Genomic DNA, 17,879 nt, shown 5'->3' with positions numbered 1-17,879 from the left:
AATGTCGCCAAATGTTGTTGACGATGCCATGCGGTACGAATTAGGATCGTTTGTCGCTGAGTTCGGTTCATCCACGAGATACCCTCCGGGACGGCGCGAATCAAGTTAAAACACATACCTATAATGAGATTGGAAACGAGACAAATGAACCACAAGATTACCGCACTCCCAATTCGCACCATTGCCATGCTGTGCTCCGCCGCCGTGCTTGGCCTGGCCTCCAGCGCCGCCAGCGCAGCGCCGCCGGCCCGCTACATCGTCGGCTTCAAGGCCGGCGCCGACACCGATGCCAGCGCAGCCGTCATCCGCGCACGTGGCAACGTGAAACGCAAAATCAATGGCATGAATGCCATGTCGGTCGAATTGCCTGACGCTGCCGTTGAGGCCCTGCGCGCCGACAAGAATGTGTCGTACGTCGAGATCGATCCGCCGCGCTACCTGCCGTCGATGGAAATGAGCCCTGAGTACACCAGCGCCACCGAGCGCAGCGCCGCAGCCAACCCGGCGTCGGGCAAGAGCTACTACCTCGGCCAGGATGTCCCTTACGGCATCGGCATGGTACAGGCCGACCAGCTGCCAAACGGCGGCGCCAAGACCGGCAACCGCAAGATCTGCATTATCGATTCGGGCTATGACCGCAGCCACGAAGATCTGAACAACAACGGCACCGTCACCGGCGAATTCGATTCAGGCACCGGCTGGTGGTACACCGACGAGAACAGCCACGGTACCCACGTGGCGGGCACTATCGCCGCAGTCAACAACAACGGCGTTGGCGTCGTGGGCGTGATCCCTAACCGCCAGCTGCGCCTGCATATCGTCAAGGTATTCGGCGCCGAAGGCTGGGCGTATTCGTCCGAGCTGGCCGATGCAGCAAACAAGTGCGGCGCCGCCGGCGCCAACATCATCAGCATGTCGCTGAGCGGTCCTGAGCCTAGCGCCACCGAACAGGCGGCATTCGACGCGCTCGCAGCCAAGGGCATCCTGTCGGTGGCCGCGTCGAGCAACGCCGGCACCGAAGCGCCACGCTGGCCAGCGGGCTACCAGAGCGTGGTCTCGGTTGGCGCGCTCGACAGCGACAAGAACTGGGCAAGCTTCTCGAACTTCAACCCGAAGGTCGAACTGTCGGCGCCTGGCGTACAGGTACTGTCGACCGTACCGATGGGCAGCGCGCTGATCGTCGCGCTGAATGTCGGTACCAGCGCCTACGCGGTCGGTTCCGTCACTGGTTCGCCGTACGGCACGGCCACCGCGCCATTGGCTGACTTCGGCATTGGCGACACCATCAATCCTGCGATGGCGGGCAAGGTTTGCCTGATCAAGCGCGGCGCGATCGCCTTCGGCGCTAAAGTTGCCAACTGCCAGGCATCCGGCGGCGTCGGCGCAGTGCTGTTTAACAATGTCGCAGGCGCCCTGAGCCCAACCCTGGGCACCACCGTCACGTCGATTCCGTCGGTGGCGGCATCGCTGGCGGAAGGCACGTCGATGCTGGCCCAGCTGGGCCAGGCTGCGACCGTCACGGTCAAGGCCGGTAACTACGCTTACTTCAACGGCACCTCGATGGCAACGCCACACGTCGCCGCGGTCGCTGGCCTGGTGTGGAGCTACTTCCCAAGCTGCACCGCGTCGCAGATCCGCAGCACGCTGGCCAAGTCGGCGCAAGACCTGGGAACCCCGGGCCGTGACGTCAAGTACGGCCATGGCCTGGTACAGGCGAAGGCTGCCTACGACCGCATCGCCACGATGGGTTGCAACAACTAAGCTTGCGGCAATTGCCGGACAAAGGGCTGCTTCGGCAGCCCTTTTTGCATTGGCCTCCAAACCTGGCAGCATTGTGTACAATCGCCTGCGCAGTGTGCCCGGCGCGGCGCGCCCCACCACGACAGGAAGAAAATGAAGAACTTTATTCTGGCGGCCTGCATGGCCTTGTTTGCCTTGTCCGCCTCCGCGGCGCCTTCGGATCAGGCCGAGACCCGCGCCAGGGTCAACGCGTTCATCGACGAGTGGCATGACGATGCGGCCAACGCGCGCCTGGCTTACTTCGACAAGATGGCGAAGGACGGCGTCTACATCGGCACCGACAAGACCGAACTGTGGAACCGCGACGCATTCAAGACCTGGGCCAAGCGCTTTTTTGAGCGCAAGTCGGCATGGGCGTTCAAGGCGACCAAGCGCAACGTCTACATGTCCGAAGACCAGAAGTTCATCTGGTTCGACGAACTGCTCGATACCCAGATGGGCGTGTGCCAGGCCAGCGGCGTGATCCGCAAGACCGACAAGGGTTTTGAAATCCAGCACTACCAGCTATCGATTGCCGTGCCCAACGACGTCGCCGACAAGGTCACCAAGACCATCAAGGACTTCGAGGCGCAGCCGGCAGCCATGTCGGCGAAATAAGCCGGACCGGTCAGCCCAGCGACAGCCAACGCAGCAACGATGCCCAGCAACTATACAGGCCGCTTCGCCCCATCGCCGACCGGCCCGCTGCACGCGGGGTCGGTGGTGGCGGCCGTGGCCAGCTACCTCGACGCGCGCGCCCACCATGGCCGCTGGCTGGTGCGCATCGAGGATGTCGACGAAGGCCGCAGCGTACCTGGGGCCGCCGAAGACATCTTGCAGGTGCTCGCGTCGCTGGGCATGCGTTCCGATGGCGACGTGGTCTGGCAAAGCGCGCGCAAGCAGCTGTATCAGGCCGCGGCCGACAGCATCGCCGCGCACACTTTCCCCTGCGGCTGCAACCGCCGCGAAATCGCCGATTCGCGCCTGGGCATCGCGCCCGATGGCTCGGCCATCTATCCCGGCACCTGCCGCGATGGCCTGGCCGAAGGGCGCACCGGGCGCAGCCTGCGCGTGCGCGTGCCCGACGCCGGCGAGCAGGACGACACCATCTCGTTTACCGACCGGTTTGCCGGCACCATCACCCAGCACCTGGCCAGCGAGTCGGGTGACTTTGTCCTCAAGCGCGGCGACGGCTACTGGGCCTACCAGCTTGCCGTCGTGGTTGACGACGCCGAACAGGGCGTCACCGATATCGTGCGCGGCACCGACCTGATCGACTCGACCGCGCGCCAGATCTACCTGCAGCGGCTGCTCGGTGTGCCGAGCCCGCGCTACCTGCACGTGCCTGTCGTGCGCAACGCCCAGGGCGAGAAGCTGTCCAAGCAAACCGGCGCGGTGGCGGTGGCGGCTGGCGACGAGCCGGCGGCGCTGGCGGTGTTGCAGCAAGCCGCCATCTACCTCGGCCTGGCGCCGGTGCCAGCCGCAAGCGTCAGCCAGTTCTGGCAAGCTGCCGTCCCTGCCTGGGATGCGCTGCTCAGGCAACGCGGCGCCACCTAGGCGCGGGTGTCAGCTGCGCCTGGGCCGTCCCCACAGCCCGAGCACCCCCAGGCCCAGCGCCAGCATGCCCCAGGTCGCTGGCTCGGGAATGGGCGCCGCCACCAGGAAGCCGCGGATTTCGCCAGCCGGATACTCGGTGGTATGGATGTTGAAATAGCCCTCGTTACTGGCCAGCCCGCTTAGAAATGCGGCACGCGCCGTATCGACGGTGCCGCCATTGGCCGTGATGAAGCCAGGGTTGTAGAACGCCTCGTCGGCCAGGCTGAAGGTGCGCTCGTATTGGCCCGTGATGACGCCGTCAGGAAAGCCGGGCAGCGTTGGCACCGCGGTGGCCACCGCGGCAGTACCGGTGAGCGGGTCGGCCGTGCAGCAGTGAATGTGCGCGGCGGTGGTGGTTCCGATCAGATCGAAGAATGGGACGCTCATGCGCATGGTCTGGGCCACGTCGTCGACGATGAAGAAGGCGACGCCATAGCCAGGCGACGCATTCGGCGGCGCTTCCGCAGGACCGCTCATGGTGGCGCGATAGTAGAGGTTGTCGGCGAAGGCCGCCGGCGCGGCGGCCATCGCGAGCGCAAGGGCAAAGAGGGAAATAAACCGTTTCATTTTTTTTGCTCCGGTTAATTGTCAAAGAGCGGATCATGCGACACCCGATGTCGTTACCGCGCCTTGATTTAAGCATCGTTGAAAATGCGCTGGCGCGGAAATGAATCGCTGTCCGACTTCCAATTTTCCGTAGCAATCCTGAGCGCTGAGGCGCGCGGCTCAGGACGGGCGTTTCTTCTGCACTGTGATGCGGCCGTCCGCTTCAAGGAACATGAACTCCATTTCGCCGAGCCGGCAATCGCACTCGCGCATCGACTCCTGCACCTCCTCGTCGGACAGGCGGCATTTCTTGATGACCTTCTCGTACAGCACGCCGTCACGGCCCAGCAGGACCGAGGAACCGTCGAGCACCTTCGACATTTTCTCGCTATGCGAGGACAGGAAGGCCATCAGCATGTTCAGCGCCACCAGCACGGCCGCCACGATCAGGCCGCCACCGATCGACTGGTCGCCGCCAGTGAGCGCGTTGGAGACCGATTCGCTCAGCAGCATGACGACCAGCAGGTCGAATGGCGTGAACTGGCCGACCGTGCGCCGCCCCGATACCCGTACCATCACCAGCAGCACCAGGTACACGATGGCGCCGCGCGCGACGAATTCCCACCACGGATATTCCATGTCAAACATGCGATTTCTCCCAGAAGCATCGGCCTGCACAGTATTGCGTCATCTTACATATCGCAAATAAACGTGCCAACACCGGCAATCAGTCGTGCGGGGAACGTTCAGGATGGCGCGCCTGCCATTGCGCGAGCTTGATGCGATAGCGCTCCAGCGCATCCTCGTACAGCTCGAAGATGCAGGGCGAGCAGCCGCCCAGGCAGCAGTCTTCCAGCGCCGGCTGTTGCGGCGGGCGCGGCGGCGGATCGGGCAGGGCGGCGTCGGGAGCTGTCGGGGCGGTCACTTTTCGCGGTCGAGTATCGACTGGATTTCGGCGCGCTCGCGGTCGCTGACGTGGCCGCGCAGGGCGGCCAGGATCAGGTCCTTGCCGGAGCCGGCGAAGGCCTTGTTGATCAGGTCCTTGATCAGGCTGGTTTGCCAGGTGTCCTGTGGCTGGGCCGGAGAGTACACATGGGCACGCTGGCTTTCGTCGCGCAGCAGCAAGCCTTTGGTGTGCATCATCTGCAGCAGGCGCAGCACGTTGGCGTACGCCATGTCCGGGCGGCCATCCACCGCGGCATCGTGCACCTGGCGCGCCGTTGCCGGGCCAAGCTGCCACAGCAGCCGCAGCATCTCGAGCTCGGAGGCGGTTGGCTTCGGTACGTTGGCGGGGCTGGTCATGGCGGAAATGCGAGTCGGTGGATGAATCTAGAATAAATGATCTAGACGAAAATGTCTAGCGAGGCCGCTGCAGCCGGCTGTAATCGATTCGAACTCGCGTGGCCGCCCCTGAGTCATATCAATAAGGACACGGTTATTTTATCGCGCGCTGCCTGGGCGGCGCCTCCCCCGATACGAGGTTTGTCCAGTGAGGTCCCTTAATAATTGCAATCAAATGAGGAGAAAAAAATGGCACAGCAACAGTATCAATCCTGCATCGACGCCTGCAACGCGTGCGCGGATGCTTGCGATTTCTGCGCGGCATCTTGCTTGAAGGAACAGGACGTCAAGATGATGGCGCGCTGCATCGCGATCGACATGGACTGCGCACAGCTTTGCCGCATGGCCGCATCGTACATGGCACGCGGCAGCGAGTTTTCGGCCACGGTGTGCCAGATGTGTGCTGACATTTGCGACAGCTGCGCGGACGAATGCGGGAAGCACGCGATGGCGCATTGCCAGGAGTGTGCTGAAGCTTGCCGGCGCTGCGCTGAGGAATGCCGGCGCATGGCGGGCATGGGGCAGCGCGGCAAAGGTGCCGGCGTCGGCGCAGGCGCACAGGCGCACTGAACCTACGGACTGGGCGGCGTCAGGTCTCCGCCCACTGGCGCAGCAAATTGTGATAGTGCGAGGTGAGTGCGACGGTGTCGTCGCAGTCGCCGAGGCGCGCGCGCAGGCGCTGGATGGTCTGGTCGAGTTCGAGCAGCATGCTGCGGCGCGCGTCGTCGCGCACCATGCTTTGTACCCAGAAAAATGCGCAGATGCGTTCGCCACGGGTGACGGGTTCGACCTTGTGCACGCTCGACGACGGGTACACCACCATGTCGCCGGCAGCCAGCTTGACCTCGTGCGCGCCATACATGTCCATGACGACCAGTTCGCCGCCGTCGTATTCATCTTGCTCCGACAGGAACAGGGTGGCCGAGACGTCGGTGCGCAGCGGCAGCGGGCTGCCGGGCACCTGGCGCACCGCGCCGTCGACGTGGGCGCCGTACGCTTCGCCCACGCCGTAGCGGTTGAACAGCGGCGGCACGATGCGCAGCGGCAGCGCGGCGGCAAAGAACAGCGGGTTCGCCGCCAATGCCGCCAGCACCACTTGCCCGAGTTCGCGCGACAGCGGCGCAGCCTCCGGCAACTGGCGGTTGCGCTTGACCTGCGCGCCCTGCGGCCCCACGGTGGCGCGGCCGTCCACCCAGCCGGACTGGTCGAGCTGCGCGCGCATCGATGCGACCTGATTGGGCGTAAGTACGGCTGGGATGTGCAGCATCATGGCAGGGTTCTCCTAGAAGCGGATGTTGGCGGTCAGGCTGGCCGAACGCGGTGCGCCTGGCGTGTAACGGTAGCCGCTCTTGTTGATCGCAGCGATATACGTCTCGTCACCCAGGTTGTACACGTTCAACTGCAGTTCCACGTTTTTGCTGACGTTATACGACGCCATCGCATCGACGATCCAGTAGGAATCGGCAAACGCCGGGGTGCCGACCGCGCCATCGGTGCCACGCAGCAGCTTGTCGACAAAGCGCGCACCACCGCCCAGCTTCAGGCCCATCGGCAGGGTGTACGAGGTCCATGCGGTGAAGGCTTGCCTGGGCGTGTAGCTCAGCGTGTTCTCGCCGCTCGCGGTGACGATCTTGCCGGTGTCGACCTCGGTATCCATGCGGGTGTAGCCAGCGCTGGCCAGCCAGTTGCGCGCCACTTCGCCGGTGACGCCCAGCTCGATACCCTGTACCTGCTTGCGGCCGGTCTGGTAGTACTTCAGGTCGACCGGGTCTTGTTCCACTTCATTCCTGACCGTGGTGCGGTACAGCGCCGCCGACAGCGCCAGCTTGCGCTGCAGCAGGTCCCACTTGGCGCCGACTTCGGTCGTGGTCGAATCCTGCGGCTCGAAGCGCGGGTTCGATGCGCTGCTGGCCGAAGTGGACAACACCAGGTTGGTGCCCGGCGGCTGCTTCGATGTTGCGATCAGCGCGTAGACGCTGCTGTGCGGGGTCGGCTTGTACAGCGCCGACAGCTTGCCGTTGACCAGCGTGTCATTTACTTTCAGCGAGGTCGGCACCAGCGTGCCGGCCGGCAGCGCAGGGTGCGAGTTAGCGGTCGACAGCGAGGTCGCGTCGTAGTCGATGTCGACATGGTCCGCGCGCACGCCGGCGTTGAAGATCCACTTGTCTCCCAGGCGCAGCGTGTCGAAGGCGTACAGGCTCTGCGTGCTAACGGTGGCATCGCTGCGTACGCCGTTGCGCAGCGGGTTCAGCGCGCCAACCGGCAGGTACGGGTTGGGCGCGTACAGCGCTGCGGGCGCCAGGGCGCCGAGGCCGCTGTAGCCGAAGGTCGTCTGCTTTTCGTTGGTCAGTTCGAGGCCGGTCACCAGGGTATGGGTGATGTCGCCGCTGCCGAAGTCCAGGGTCAGCGCGGTCTGGTTGGTCAGGATCTTGTTGGTCTGGTCCTTGACGGTACGCAGCGTGCGCGCCAGGGTCCAGCCGGACGGATTGGCCTGGTCGGGCGTGACCAGGTTGGCGGTGTTGCCCATGAATGCCGTCAGCAGGTAGTCCTGCGCGGTTCTGCCGTAGCGGAAGGTGTTCTGCACCCTGGCGCCGCGCGCGGCGTCGTGCTCGACCTTGAAGGTCACCATGTCGGCCTTGACGTCGTCGTTATCGGTCGCCGAGCCGTAAAAGCCTTCAGGATTGACCGGTGCCGCGGTGGCCAGGAACGGGCGCTTCGGGTCAGGGCTGCTGTAGCCCGGCAAGCCAATGGTCGGCACGCCGCCATCGGGCGTGTTGCGTTGGTCGACGTGCAGGAAATTCAGGTAGGCACGGGTAGTGCCGCCCAGGCCGAACGCGAACGACGGTGCGACCGCCCAGCGCTTGTTGTTTACCACGTCGCGGCCCGGAGTGCCGCTGTCCTGCGCCATCATATTGAGGCGGAAGGCGCTGCCATTGGCGGCGTCGGTCACGCGGTTCAGGTCCGCAGTGGCGCGCTTGACGCTGCCGCTGCCGGCGCTAAGCGACCCGCTGAAGCCGTCGTCCATCGACGCCTGCTTCGACACCAGGTTGACCGAGCCGGTCGGCGATGCGCGGCCGCTGTCGGTGCCGGCCGGGCCTTTCAGCACATCGATCTGCTCGATGTTGAAGACGTCGCGCGACACCGAACCGATGTCGCGCACGCCGTCGACGTAGATGCTGGTCGACGAGTCGAAGCCACGCATGTAGATCGCATCGCCGGTCGTGGTGTTGCCGTTTTCGCCGAGGAAGAAGGTGCCTACGCCTGGCGTGTTGCGCAGCGCTTCGGTCAGGGTCACCGCGCCTTGCTGCTGGATCAGTTCCTTCTTGATCACGGTAATCGTCTGCGCGGTGTCGACCAGGTCTTCGGTGTACTTCGGCGACGATGCCTTGTCGGCCTTGAACGCATTCTCGGCGCTGGCCTTGACGGTTACTTCGGGCATCGCGCGGGTTGGCTGCGGGCTGGCGGGCGCGGTGCCGGCGTGCGCCGCGACCGGCAGCAGCATGGCGGCCAGGGTGGCGTTGATGTGATGGTTGAACGTGGTCGCGTGCTTGCGGCTGTTGATAGTGGCCATGGTTTCTCTTCTTCGGGTTATATGGCGCTGGCTACTGGGCAACGCGAACTCGGAAGAGGCCGGCTACAGATGGCTTGCGATCGTCAGGATGTCTGATGGCAGATTGTAATCACGCGCATGCGATTTGTAAATGAGAATCGTTATCAATCGCATTCGCGATTGCGATGTCAATAGACATCGCGCTGGTAGCGGCCATCGGCGGCAAGCGCGTCGAGCTGGCCGGCGCCGATGGCAGCGCCTAGGGCGGCGTTGACGCCAGCGGCCATGCCTTGCAGGCTGCCGCAGACATAGATGGCCGCGCCCAGCTCGACCCAGGCACGTATCTGGCTGGCCCGCAGGGTCACGGCATCCTGCACGTAGCGCGGGCCGGCGCCATCGCGCGAGAACGCGAAGTCGGCCTGTTCGATCAAGCCGTCTCGATGCCAGCGGCCGATCTCGGCGCCGAAGAAGTTGTCCGTGGCGGCATTGCGCTCGCCGAACAACAGCCAGTTGCGCTTCTCGCCAGCGGCCACGCGGGCGCGCAGGTGCGCGCGCAGCCCGGCGATGCCGGTGCCGTTGCCGATCAGGATCAGCGGACGGCCGGCGTTGGCGCCAAGCCGGAAGCGGCTATGCTGGCGTACCCGCAGCGCGACCGTGCCGCCGTTGTCCGCGCCTTCGCACAACCAGCCCGAGGCCGCGCCGCGGCTGCCGTCGTCATGCAGGTGCAGGCGCACCAGCAGTTCGAGGCGGCCGTCGCCAGGCACCGACGCGATGGAATATTCGCGCGGCTGGCCGGGGTCGGAAGGCGGGCTCACTTGTACCAGGTCGCCGGCCTCCCATGGCGGCAGCGGGCCGTCGGCAGGCGCCAGCGAGATCAGGTAGACCGGCGCGCCGGCGCTGCCGCGATTGAGCAGCTGGCGGCTATCGATACGCCAGGGCTGGAAGATCGGCGCGCTCCAGTCGGGGGCGTCGGAGGTTCCGGCCAGGTGGCTGAGCTGGTGCTGCCAGGCGTCGACGCCGACCCCGCGGTCGACGTCGATCCGCGCGAACAGCGGCTGCGCGCCGCGCGCCTGGAGCGTGTCGTCCAGCCAGCGGCCAAAGCCGCAGTAATTGGCGTAGGTGCTGTCGCCCAGTGCCAGCACCGCATAATGAAGCTCGGCCAGCGACGCGTCGCTTGCCGCCAGCCGGCTGGCAAAGCGCGCCGCACTGTCCGGCGCATCGCCCTCGCCGTAGGTACTGGCGATGAACAAGATGCGGCAGCCGCTGCCCAGTACGTCCGCGCCGAGGGTGTCGATGCTGGCGCTGCTGGCCGCCAGTCCCGCAGCGCGCAAGGTGGCCGCGGTCTGTTCGGCCAGATATTCGCCGGTTCCGGTCTGGCTGGCGTAGGCAACCAGCCAGTCGCCGCCTGCGGCTGGCGTCTTGACGCGGGCACGCACCGAGCGCACGATCGCCGCGCACATGCCGGCATACGCGCACAACAACATGGCGGCAGCCGCGATGCGGCCCGGGTCGACGGTGATCATTGGAGCATGGCGCGCAGGGCGCTTGAGGTGATTTCTTCCAGCTTGCCCGGCGCGCGCAGCAGGAAGCGCGCCGCCAGCTGGTGCCGTTCGGCGAAGGCCAGGCCTGCATCCGGTCCGAGAACCGATAGCGCCGTCGACAGCGCGTCAGCCGCCATGCAGTCCCGATGGAGCACGCTGACCGAGGCGATGCGATTGGCGATCGGATAGCCGGTGAGAGGATCGAGGGTGTGCGAAGCGCGCAGGTCGCCGTGGCGGAATTGGCGGCGGTAGTCGCCCGAGGTAGCAACCGACAGGCCATGCAGGGCCACGACCATTGGCGCGCCGCTGTCTTCGCCCGGCACGCTTTCGAGTTCGACCCACCACGGCTGGCCGTCCGGCTTGACGCCGGCGCCGCGCAACTCACCGCCCGCTTCCACAAGGTAGTCGTTCACGCCGGCCGCTTCCAGCGTGCGGGCAAGCTGGTCGACCGCAAAGCCTTTGGCAACCGCCGACAGGTCAAGTTCGACACTGCCTGGCTGGAGAATGCGCCGCGTGACGGGGTCGAAGCGCACGCGCGCGCCGTCGCCGCGCGCCAGTACGGTGCGAATCGCGGCGGCAGACGGCAGGTGGAATTCCGGCTGGTCGTAGCGCCGATGGGGACCGAAGCCCCACAGGTTCACCAGTGCGCCGGCGCATGGGTCGTAAGCGCCGCTGGTGGCCGAGCGCACCCACAGTGCGTAGTCGATCACGCGTGCGAACGCTTCCGGCAACACGTGCCAGGATCCTGCTTCCGAACGGTTGTAGACGCCGAGGTTCGAGCCGGCTTCCCAGTGGCTCATCTGCGCCACGACATCGTCGAGCGCGCCCTGGAGCTGATCGGACAGGACGCTGTCGAAGCCGTCGGCCAGTACCGCTTTGGCTGACCAGGTGGTTCCCATCGATGTCCCGGAAATGGTGGCGATCCGCCCCTCGGGCACCTCGCCACCGCGCACCGCCAGCGGCACCAGTACGCGCCGCACGTCTACTCCGGCAGCACTTCGAGCGTCGCCGAGTACGAATAGCGGCGCGGGTTCGGGCCTTGCGGCTGTTCGCCTTTGGCCAGGCCGGCCGGGTAGCTGGCGCTCAGCCAGTACATGCCGCCTGCCGGCAGCTGCACCGCGACCTCGCCTTTGGCATCGGTGCCGAGGCGGATCTCGCCCAGCACGCCGCGGTGGCGCACCCCGCCTGGAACCAGCGAGAACGGGAAGTTGGGCAGCGGCTTGCCATCGAGCTGGAAGCGCCACTTCGCGGTTTCGCCCGCGCGCAGTTCATTCGGATGCGTGACCGGGACCATTTCAAGTCCGTTGCCGCTTGGTGCCAGAGCGCCGGCGCTTGGCTTGTTCGACGTGATGAAGGTCTCCATGCGGGTCTGCATCACGCTGGTCTTGAGCTCCGCCGCATTGGCCGGCACCTGCTTCGCGAAATCGGCTTCCGGACCGCGCCAGCGGCGGGTCTCGGCGCCTTCCTTCCAGCTAGCCATCATGGTGGTGCTGGCCATGCTGACTTTATAGGTTCCAGGCTTGGACAGCTTCAGGTCGAAACTGCTGCGTGATTTGAGGCTGGTGGCGGCAGGCGCCGGCATTACCGCGCCGTCCGGGCCGGTGATCATCACGCCGTCCAGCTTGAGCGCGATGTGGTCGAACTCGAACAGTTCTTCCGACACGGCGCCGTCGATGATCACGACCGGCTCCTTGCCATCGACCTGGGTCAGCGACGGCAACAGCCAGGGACGGTGCGCGCTCGCTTGCAGCGCCAGAGTGGCCAGCACGGCGGCCAGCAAAATGTTCTTGGTGTGGTTCATGTCTGGCTCCGATTATTTGCTGACCTGGAGGCTGACCGCGCCCAGTTCTTCCTTGCCGCTGGCGCTCAAGAGCTGGCCCGGCTTGGCCGGCAGCGTAAACGGAATGCGTACCAGCTCACGGCCGCCAGCCTCGCGCGACGCCTCGATCACCAGCTTGTAGTCGCCGGCCGGCAGCTTGTCGATCTGCGTTCGCGCCGGGCCGAAGTTCATGGTCTGCGTGCCGGTCGCGCGGGTCGCGCCGCTGACCCCGTCCATCGGCAGCTCCATTTCGCGTCCGGCCTTGCGCCACCAGGTGCGCAGGTCCTTCACCCACTTGGTACCGCCGTTGTCCTTCTTCTTGACGTCGTACAGCACGGCGAGGTTCGACGCGATGGTCTGGTCGGCGCGCTCGAGCCAGATGGCGACGTACGGGCGGTGATATTCGGCCACGTTCAGCTGCGGAATCTCGAACTTGACGGTGAGGTCGGCGGCAACAGCCCAGCTGCTGAGCATCGGAAGGGTGAGGGCCAGCGTGTGTTGTAGTTTCATGGGGGCGGTTCAGTGGATGAAGAGGAGGGCGATTAAAACGGGGGCGACAATGCCGAAGCCGACCACCGGCCAGGTGGCAGGGCGGTTAGCCGCGTGCAGCTTGAGGATCAGGAAACCGGTAATCGAGAACACCAGCGTGGCGATCGCGAAGATATCGATGAACCAGCTCCATACCGGCCCGGTGTTGCGGCCCTTGTGCAGGTCGTTGAGCCAGGAGACCGCGCCGCGCGTGGTCACCTCGTATTCGGCGGCGCCATCGACGCCGATGCGCAGCCAGGCGTCGCCGCCCGGACGCGGCAGCGGCACGTAGGCGTCGTCAGGACTCCATTCCGCCTCGACGCCTTCGACATCGATGTCGAAGGTGCGCCGCACCCAGCCAGCAACGGCCGGCGGCAGCGGGGCGCTGGCGTCGGCATGCCGTTCGGCGCTGCTGGCCATGCGCGCATGCAGCGGCGCCGGCAAGCTCGCCTTGCGGTTGCTGACCTGCGGTGCCGATTCGATCTGGGTGGCGTGGTTGAGGGTGAAGCCGGTAAAGCTGAACATCAGCATGCCGAGCAGGCACAGCGAGGCGCTGATCCAGTGCCATTGATGCAGCGTCTTGAGCCACACGGCGCGGCCGGTGCCTGGCAGGCCGGAAGGAGAGGTTGGTGGCATTGGATCACTGAGCAGATTCGTTATTGCGAATAATAACGATTCTCATTTAGATCGTCAACGCCTCTTTGTGCAAAGGATCAACTTATCGCAATGATAATGTTGTCCGTGCAAACCTTCTAAATCGCAACATTCGCGGGCACTTTTTCCTCCGCTCGGGTGTTGCGATACAATATCGCGTGCTATTCTGACGCACCCTGGAAAGAATACTCCGGCTTTAAAGTCCTTCCCCACAACTTGATGTGCAATCCGCTAAACGGTCAGGCCGTGTCGCGGAAGGTTAGATTAACCCGCCAACCTCGCGAAGCGCGAAGAAAGGTGAGCAAGATGATGAAAGAAAACACCGCCAACTCCTATTTGTTCGGCGGTAATGCGCCCTACGTAGAGGAGTTGTACGAGGCCTACCTCGACAATCCGGGCTCGGTGCCAGATAACTGGCGCTCCTATTTCGACTCCATGCAGCATGTGCCTGCGGTCGATGGCTCGAACAAGCCTGACGTCGCGCACGCTTCTGTCATCGCCTCGTTTGCCGAACGCGCCAAGCAGGGACCAATCCGCGTTGTGACCGCGTCGACCGATGTCGAAATGGGTCGCAAGCGCGTCGCCGTCACCCAAATGATCGCTGCCTACCGTTACCTCGGTGCGCGCTGGGCCAACCTCGACCCGCTGCAGCGCCAGGAACGTCCGCTTATTCCTGAACTGGACCCGGCGTCGTACGGCTTCTCGGATGCCGACCTCGACACCGTCTTCAACATCAGCAACACCTACTTCGGGCAAGAGACCGCGTCCCTGCGCGACCTGCTCAACCTGCTGCGCGACACCTACTGCCGTTCGGTGGGCGCTGAGTTCATGTACATCAGCGATCCGGCCGAAAAGCGCTGGCTGCAGGAACGCCTCGAATCGATCCGTTCGACCCCGGCCTTCAACAAGGAAGAGAAGAAGCACATCCTCGACCGCCTGACCGCGGCCGAAGGCCTCGAGCGCTACCTCCACACCCGCTACGTCGGCCAGAAGCGCTTCTCGCTCGAAGGCTCCGAATCGTTCATCCCGTCGATCGACGAGACCATCCAGCGCGCCGGCGAAAAAGGCGTGCAGGAGATCGTTATCGGCATGGCCCACCGCGGCCGCCTGAACGTGCTGGTCAACACCCTGGGCAAATCGCCGCAGGACCTGTTCGAAGAATTCGAAGGCAAGCACGGCGACGAACTGCCATCGGGCGACGTCAAGTACCACCAGGGCTTCTCGAGCGATATCTCGACCGCTGGCGGCCCGGTTCACCTGTCGCTGGCATTCAACCCGTCGCACCTCGAGATCGTCAACCCGGTGGTTGAAGGTTCGGTCAAGGCGCGCATGGACCGCCGCGGCGACAAGGAAGGCGCCCAAGTGCTGCCGATCCTGGTCCACGGCGACGCCGCATTCGCCGGCCAGGGCGTGGTCATGGAAACGCTGAACCTTGCACAGACCCGCGGCTACGGCACGGGCGGCACGGTGCACATCGTGATCAACAACCAGATCGGCTTCACCACCTCCGACCCGCGCGACGCGCGCTCGACCACCTACTGCTCGGACGTCGTCAAGATGATCGAAGCACCGGTCCTGCACATCAACGGCGACGACCCGGAAGCGGTCGTGCTGGCGACCCAGATCGCGCTCGACTACCGCATGGAGTTCAAGAAGGACGTCGTCCTCGACATCATCTGCTACCGCAAACTGGGCCACAACGAGCAGGACACGCCTGCGCTGACCCAGCCGCTGATGTACAAGAAGATCGCCAAGCACCCGGGCACCCGCAAGCTGTATGCGGACAAGCTGATCGCGCAAGGCGTCATCGCCGAGGACGAAGGCGACAAGATGGTCGCTGCCTTCCGCGACGCGATGGACGCGGGCAAGCACACGCACGACCCGGTCATCACCGATTTCAAGAACAAGTACGCGGTCGACTGGCTGCCGTTCCTGAACAAGAAGTGGACCGACAGCGCCGACACCGCCGTGCCGATGACGGAACTCAAGCGCCTGGCCGCCCGCATCACCACGGTGCCGGAAGGCTTCAAGCCGCACTCGCTGGTTGAGAAAGTTCTGGGCGACCGCGCCGCGATGGGCAACGGCGACAACAACCTTGACTGGGGCATGGGCGAACACCTGGCCTACGCGTCGCTGGTAGCCTCGGGCTACGCAGTGCGCCTGACCGGCCAGGATGCCGGCCGCGGCACCTTCGTGCACCGCCACGCGGTACTGCACGACCAGAACCGCGAGCGTTGGGACGCAGGTACCTATGTCCCGCTGTGCAATGTGTCGGAAACCCAGGCGCCGTTCACCGTGATCGACTCGGTGCTGTCCGAAGAAGCGGTACTCGCCTTCGAGTACGGCTATTCGACCGCGGAGCCAAACACGCTGACCATCTGGGAAGCGCAGTTCGGCGACTTCGCCAACGGTGCGCAGGTCGTCATCGACCAGTTCATCAGCTCGGGCGAAGTCAAGTGGGGCCGCGCCTCCGGCCTGGTGATGATGCTGCCGCACGGTTACGAAGGCCAGGGTCCTGAGCACTCGTCGGCGCGTCCTGAGCGTTTCCTGCAGCTGTGCGCAGAGAACAACATGCAAGTGGTGCAGCCAACCACCGCCGCCCAGATCTTCCACCTGCTGCGCCGCCAGATGGTGCGCCAGTTCAGGAAGCCGCTGGTGATCATGACGCCGAAGTCGCTGCTGCGTAACAAGGATGCCGGTTCGCCGCTGACCGACCTGTCCAAGGGCGCCTTCCACACCGTGATCGGCGAGACCGACGACAAGATCGACGCCAAGAAGGTCAAGCGCGTTGTGGCTTGCTCGGGCAAGGTGTACTTCGACCTGGTCAACGCACGCAAGACGCGCGGCCAGACCGACACCGCGATCATCCGCGTCGAGCAGCTGTATCCGTTCCCGCACAAGTCGTTCGCCGCGGAGCTCAAGAAGTTCCCGAACGCGACCGAGCTGGTATGGGCGCAGGACGAGCCGCAAAACCAGGGCGCATGGTTCCAGATCCAGCACAACCTGTTCGAGAACATGGAGTCGGGCCAGCGCCTTGCGTACGCCGGACGCCCAGCTTCCGCCGCGCCAGCTGTCGGCTACTACGACAAGCACTACGCGCAGCAGAAGGAACTGCTGGAAACGGCATTCTCGAAGCTCAAGGGCTTTGTGTTGAACAAACAGTGATAACAAGGTGCCTGCCGGGCGGCGGGCACATAAAAACAGAATACGGAGTTATACATGGCACAAATTGAAGTCAAGGTCCCACAACTGTCGGAATCGGTCGCTGAAGCTACCCTGCTGGCATGGCACAAGAAGCTCGGCGAAGCGGTCACCCGCGACGAGAACCTGATCGATATCGAAACCGACAAGGTGGTTCTTGAACTGCCGGCGCCTGCAGCAGGCGTGATCTGCCGCATCATCAAGGGCGACGGCGAGACCGTTGTCGCGGGCGAAGTCATCGCGATCATCGACACCGAAGGTTCGGTCAAGGTCAGCCCGATCGAAGTATCGAGCGCGCCAGCAACAGCACCGGCGGCACCAGCGGCGGCAGCGCCTGCGGCATCGCAGTCGATGGCCGGCGTGGCAATGCCGGCAGCATCGAAGATCCTGGCCGATAACAGCATGAACGCAGCCGACGTCGCCGGTAGCGGCAAGGACGGCCGCGTCACCAAGGGCGACGCCCTGGCAGCGGTCGCCTCTAGCGCCAAGCCTGCTGCGCCTGCAGCCCCTGCACCTGCCGCCAAGCCTGCACTGCAGCAGGTCGCGGCACCGGCGCCAGCAAACCTGGGCGACCGTCCGGAAGAGCGCGTGCCAATGAGCCGCCTGCGCGCCCGTATCGCCGAGCGCCTGATCCAGTCGCAGTCGACCAACGCGATCCTGACCACGTTCAACGAAGTCAACATGCAGCCGGTCATCGACCTGCGCAACAAGTACAAGGACAAGTTCGAGAAAGAGCACGGCGTCAAGCTGGGCTTCATGTCGTTCTTCGTCAAGGCGGCTGTCGCGGCACTGAAGAAGTACCCGATCATCAACGCATCGGTTGACGGTAACGACATCGTTTACCACGGCTACTTCGACATCGGTATCGCTGTCGGTTCGCCGCGCGGCCTGGTGGTGCCTATCCTGCGCAACGCCGACCAGATGTCGATCGCCGAGATCGAAAAGAAGATCGGCGAATTCGGCCAGAAGGCGAAAGAAGGCAAGCTGACCCTGGAAGACCTGACCGGCGGTACCTTCTCGATCTCGAACGGCGGCACCTTCGGCTCGATGCTGTCGACCCCGATCATCAACCCGCCGCAGTCGGCCATCCTGGGCGTGCATGCGACCAAGGACCGCGCGGTCGTCGAAAACGGCCAGATCGTGGTGCGTCCGATGAACTACCTGGCGATGTCGTACGACCACCGCATCATCGACGGCCGCGAAGCCGTCCTCGGCCTGGTCACGATGAAGGAAACGCTGGAAGATCCATCGCGCCTCCTGCTGGATCTGTAATACAGCCCGTCGTCCTCGCGAACGCGGGGACCCATGCCGAGTACGCTGTGTA

At 64.6% G+C, this 17,879-nt stretch carries 17 protein-coding genes; 6 read left to right on the top strand and 11 right to left on the bottom strand.

Annotated elements, in window-relative coordinates:
* The first annotated feature begins 144 nt into the window (after nucleotides 1-144).
* The 3 genes from I4X03_RS14270 to gluQRS all read left to right on the top strand — a co-directional run bounded on the left by I4X03_RS14270 (nucleotide 145) and on the right by gluQRS (nucleotide 3,336).
* Complete coding sequence (locus I4X03_RS14270) at nucleotides 145-1,761, top strand: S8 family serine peptidase (protein ID WP_223468901.1); 1,617 nt, start codon at nucleotides 145-147, stop codon at nucleotides 1,759-1,761.
* Between the two features lie 132 nt (nucleotides 1,762-1,893).
* The gene (locus tag I4X03_RS14265) at nucleotides 1,894-2,397 is read left to right on the top strand and encodes a nuclear transport factor 2 family protein (RefSeq protein ID WP_223468900.1); all 504 of its coding nucleotides are present in this window, start codon (nucleotides 1,894-1,896) and stop codon (nucleotides 2,395-2,397) included.
* A 39-nt stretch (nucleotides 2,398-2,436) separates the two neighbouring features.
* A complete protein-coding gene (gene gluQRS, locus I4X03_RS14260; protein ID WP_223468899.1) occupies nucleotides 2,437-3,336 on the top strand; it encodes a tRNA glutamyl-Q(34) synthetase GluQRS in 900 nt (299 codons plus the stop codon).
* 9 nt (nucleotides 3,337-3,345) lie between these two features.
* Here gluQRS and I4X03_RS14255 read toward each other — a convergent pair whose 3' ends face one another.
* The 4 genes from I4X03_RS14255 to I4X03_RS14240 all read right to left on the bottom strand — a co-directional run bounded on the left by I4X03_RS14255 (nucleotide 3,346) and on the right by I4X03_RS14240 (nucleotide 5,223).
* Nucleotides 3,346-3,942, bottom strand: a complete 597-nt coding sequence (locus tag I4X03_RS14255; RefSeq protein ID WP_223468898.1) for a CHRD domain-containing protein — start codon at nucleotides 3,940-3,942, stop codon at nucleotides 3,346-3,348.
* Nucleotides 3,943-4,101: 159 nt separating this feature from the next.
* Nucleotides 4,102-4,569 carry a DUF421 domain-containing protein gene (locus I4X03_RS14250; protein WP_223468897.1) on the bottom strand — a complete coding sequence of 156 codons (468 nt, stop codon included), beginning with the start codon at nucleotides 4,567-4,569 and terminating at the stop codon, nucleotides 4,102-4,104.
* 79 nt (nucleotides 4,570-4,648) lie between these two features.
* Nucleotides 4,649-4,846 (bottom strand): oxidoreductase-like domain-containing protein, encoded by a 198-nt coding sequence (locus I4X03_RS14245; protein ID WP_223468896.1) that lies wholly within the window; start codon nucleotides 4,844-4,846, stop codon nucleotides 4,649-4,651.
* The gene (locus I4X03_RS14240) at nucleotides 4,843-5,223 is read right to left on the bottom strand and encodes a BlaI/MecI/CopY family transcriptional regulator (protein WP_223468895.1); all 381 of its coding nucleotides are present in this window, start codon (nucleotides 5,221-5,223) and stop codon (nucleotides 4,843-4,845) included. The genes I4X03_RS14245 and I4X03_RS14240 overlap by 4 nt, the downstream gene beginning before the upstream one ends.
* 228 nt (nucleotides 5,224-5,451) lie before the next feature.
* Here I4X03_RS14240 and I4X03_RS14235 point away from each other — a divergent pair, with 228 nt between their 5' ends.
* Entirely contained in the window at nucleotides 5,452-5,832 is a 381-nt protein-coding gene (locus I4X03_RS14235; RefSeq protein WP_223468894.1) for a four-helix bundle copper-binding protein, read from the top strand.
* Nucleotides 5,833-5,851: 19 nt separating this feature from the next.
* On the opposite strand, the gene I4X03_RS14230 is transcribed toward I4X03_RS14235, so the two are convergent.
* The 7 genes from I4X03_RS14230 to I4X03_RS14200 form a co-directional block, all read right to left on the bottom strand.
* The gene (locus tag I4X03_RS14230) at nucleotides 5,852-6,532 is read right to left on the bottom strand and encodes a Fe2+-dependent dioxygenase (RefSeq protein ID WP_223468893.1); all 681 of its coding nucleotides are present in this window, start codon (nucleotides 6,530-6,532) and stop codon (nucleotides 5,852-5,854) included.
* Nucleotides 6,533-6,544: 12 nt separating this feature from the next.
* The gene (locus I4X03_RS14225) at nucleotides 6,545-8,833 is read right to left on the bottom strand and encodes a catecholate siderophore receptor Fiu (protein WP_223468892.1); all 2,289 of its coding nucleotides are present in this window, start codon (nucleotides 8,831-8,833) and stop codon (nucleotides 6,545-6,547) included.
* Nucleotides 8,834-9,000: 167 nt separating this feature from the next.
* Entirely contained in the window at nucleotides 9,001-10,335 is a 1,335-nt protein-coding gene (locus I4X03_RS14220; RefSeq protein WP_223468891.1) for a sulfite reductase subunit alpha, read from the bottom strand.
* Complete coding sequence (locus I4X03_RS14215) at nucleotides 10,332-11,333, bottom strand: FAD:protein FMN transferase (RefSeq protein ID WP_223468890.1); 1,002 nt, start codon at nucleotides 11,331-11,333, stop codon at nucleotides 10,332-10,334. Before I4X03_RS14215 ends, I4X03_RS14220 begins: the two co-directional genes overlap by 4 nt.
* A gap of 2 nt (nucleotides 11,334-11,335) precedes the next feature.
* A complete protein-coding gene (locus I4X03_RS14210) occupies nucleotides 11,336-12,154 on the bottom strand; it encodes a DUF4198 domain-containing protein (RefSeq protein WP_223468889.1) in 819 nt (272 codons plus the stop codon).
* A gap of 12 nt (nucleotides 12,155-12,166) precedes the next feature.
* Nucleotides 12,167-12,682, bottom strand: a complete 516-nt coding sequence (locus I4X03_RS14205; RefSeq protein WP_223468888.1) for a DUF2271 domain-containing protein — start codon at nucleotides 12,680-12,682, stop codon at nucleotides 12,167-12,169.
* Between the two features lie 9 nt (nucleotides 12,683-12,691).
* The gene (locus I4X03_RS14200; protein WP_223468887.1) at nucleotides 12,692-13,336 is read right to left on the bottom strand and encodes a PepSY-associated TM helix domain-containing protein; all 645 of its coding nucleotides are present in this window, start codon (nucleotides 13,334-13,336) and stop codon (nucleotides 12,692-12,694) included.
* Between the two features lie 324 nt (nucleotides 13,337-13,660).
* On the opposite strand from I4X03_RS14200, the gene I4X03_RS14195 reads away from it, so the two are divergent.
* Together I4X03_RS14195 and odhB are read left to right on the top strand one after the other, a co-directional pair.
* Nucleotides 13,661-16,519 carry a 2-oxoglutarate dehydrogenase E1 component gene (locus I4X03_RS14195; protein ID WP_223468886.1) on the top strand — a complete coding sequence of 953 codons (2,859 nt, stop codon included), beginning with the start codon at nucleotides 13,661-13,663 and terminating at the stop codon, nucleotides 16,517-16,519.
* 54 nt (nucleotides 16,520-16,573) lie between these two features.
* Nucleotides 16,574-17,827, top strand: a complete 1,254-nt coding sequence (gene odhB, locus I4X03_RS14190) for a 2-oxoglutarate dehydrogenase complex dihydrolipoyllysine-residue succinyltransferase (protein WP_223468885.1) — start codon at nucleotides 16,574-16,576, stop codon at nucleotides 17,825-17,827.
* Nucleotides 17,828-17,879 lie beyond the last annotated feature (52 nt).

The organism is Massilia soli (genome assembly GCF_016809835.1).
GTDB lineage: Bacteria > Pseudomonadota > Gammaproteobacteria > Burkholderiales > Burkholderiaceae_D > Telluria_A > Telluria_A soli.
This window is presented reverse-complemented; position numbering and strand designations above follow the sequence as displayed.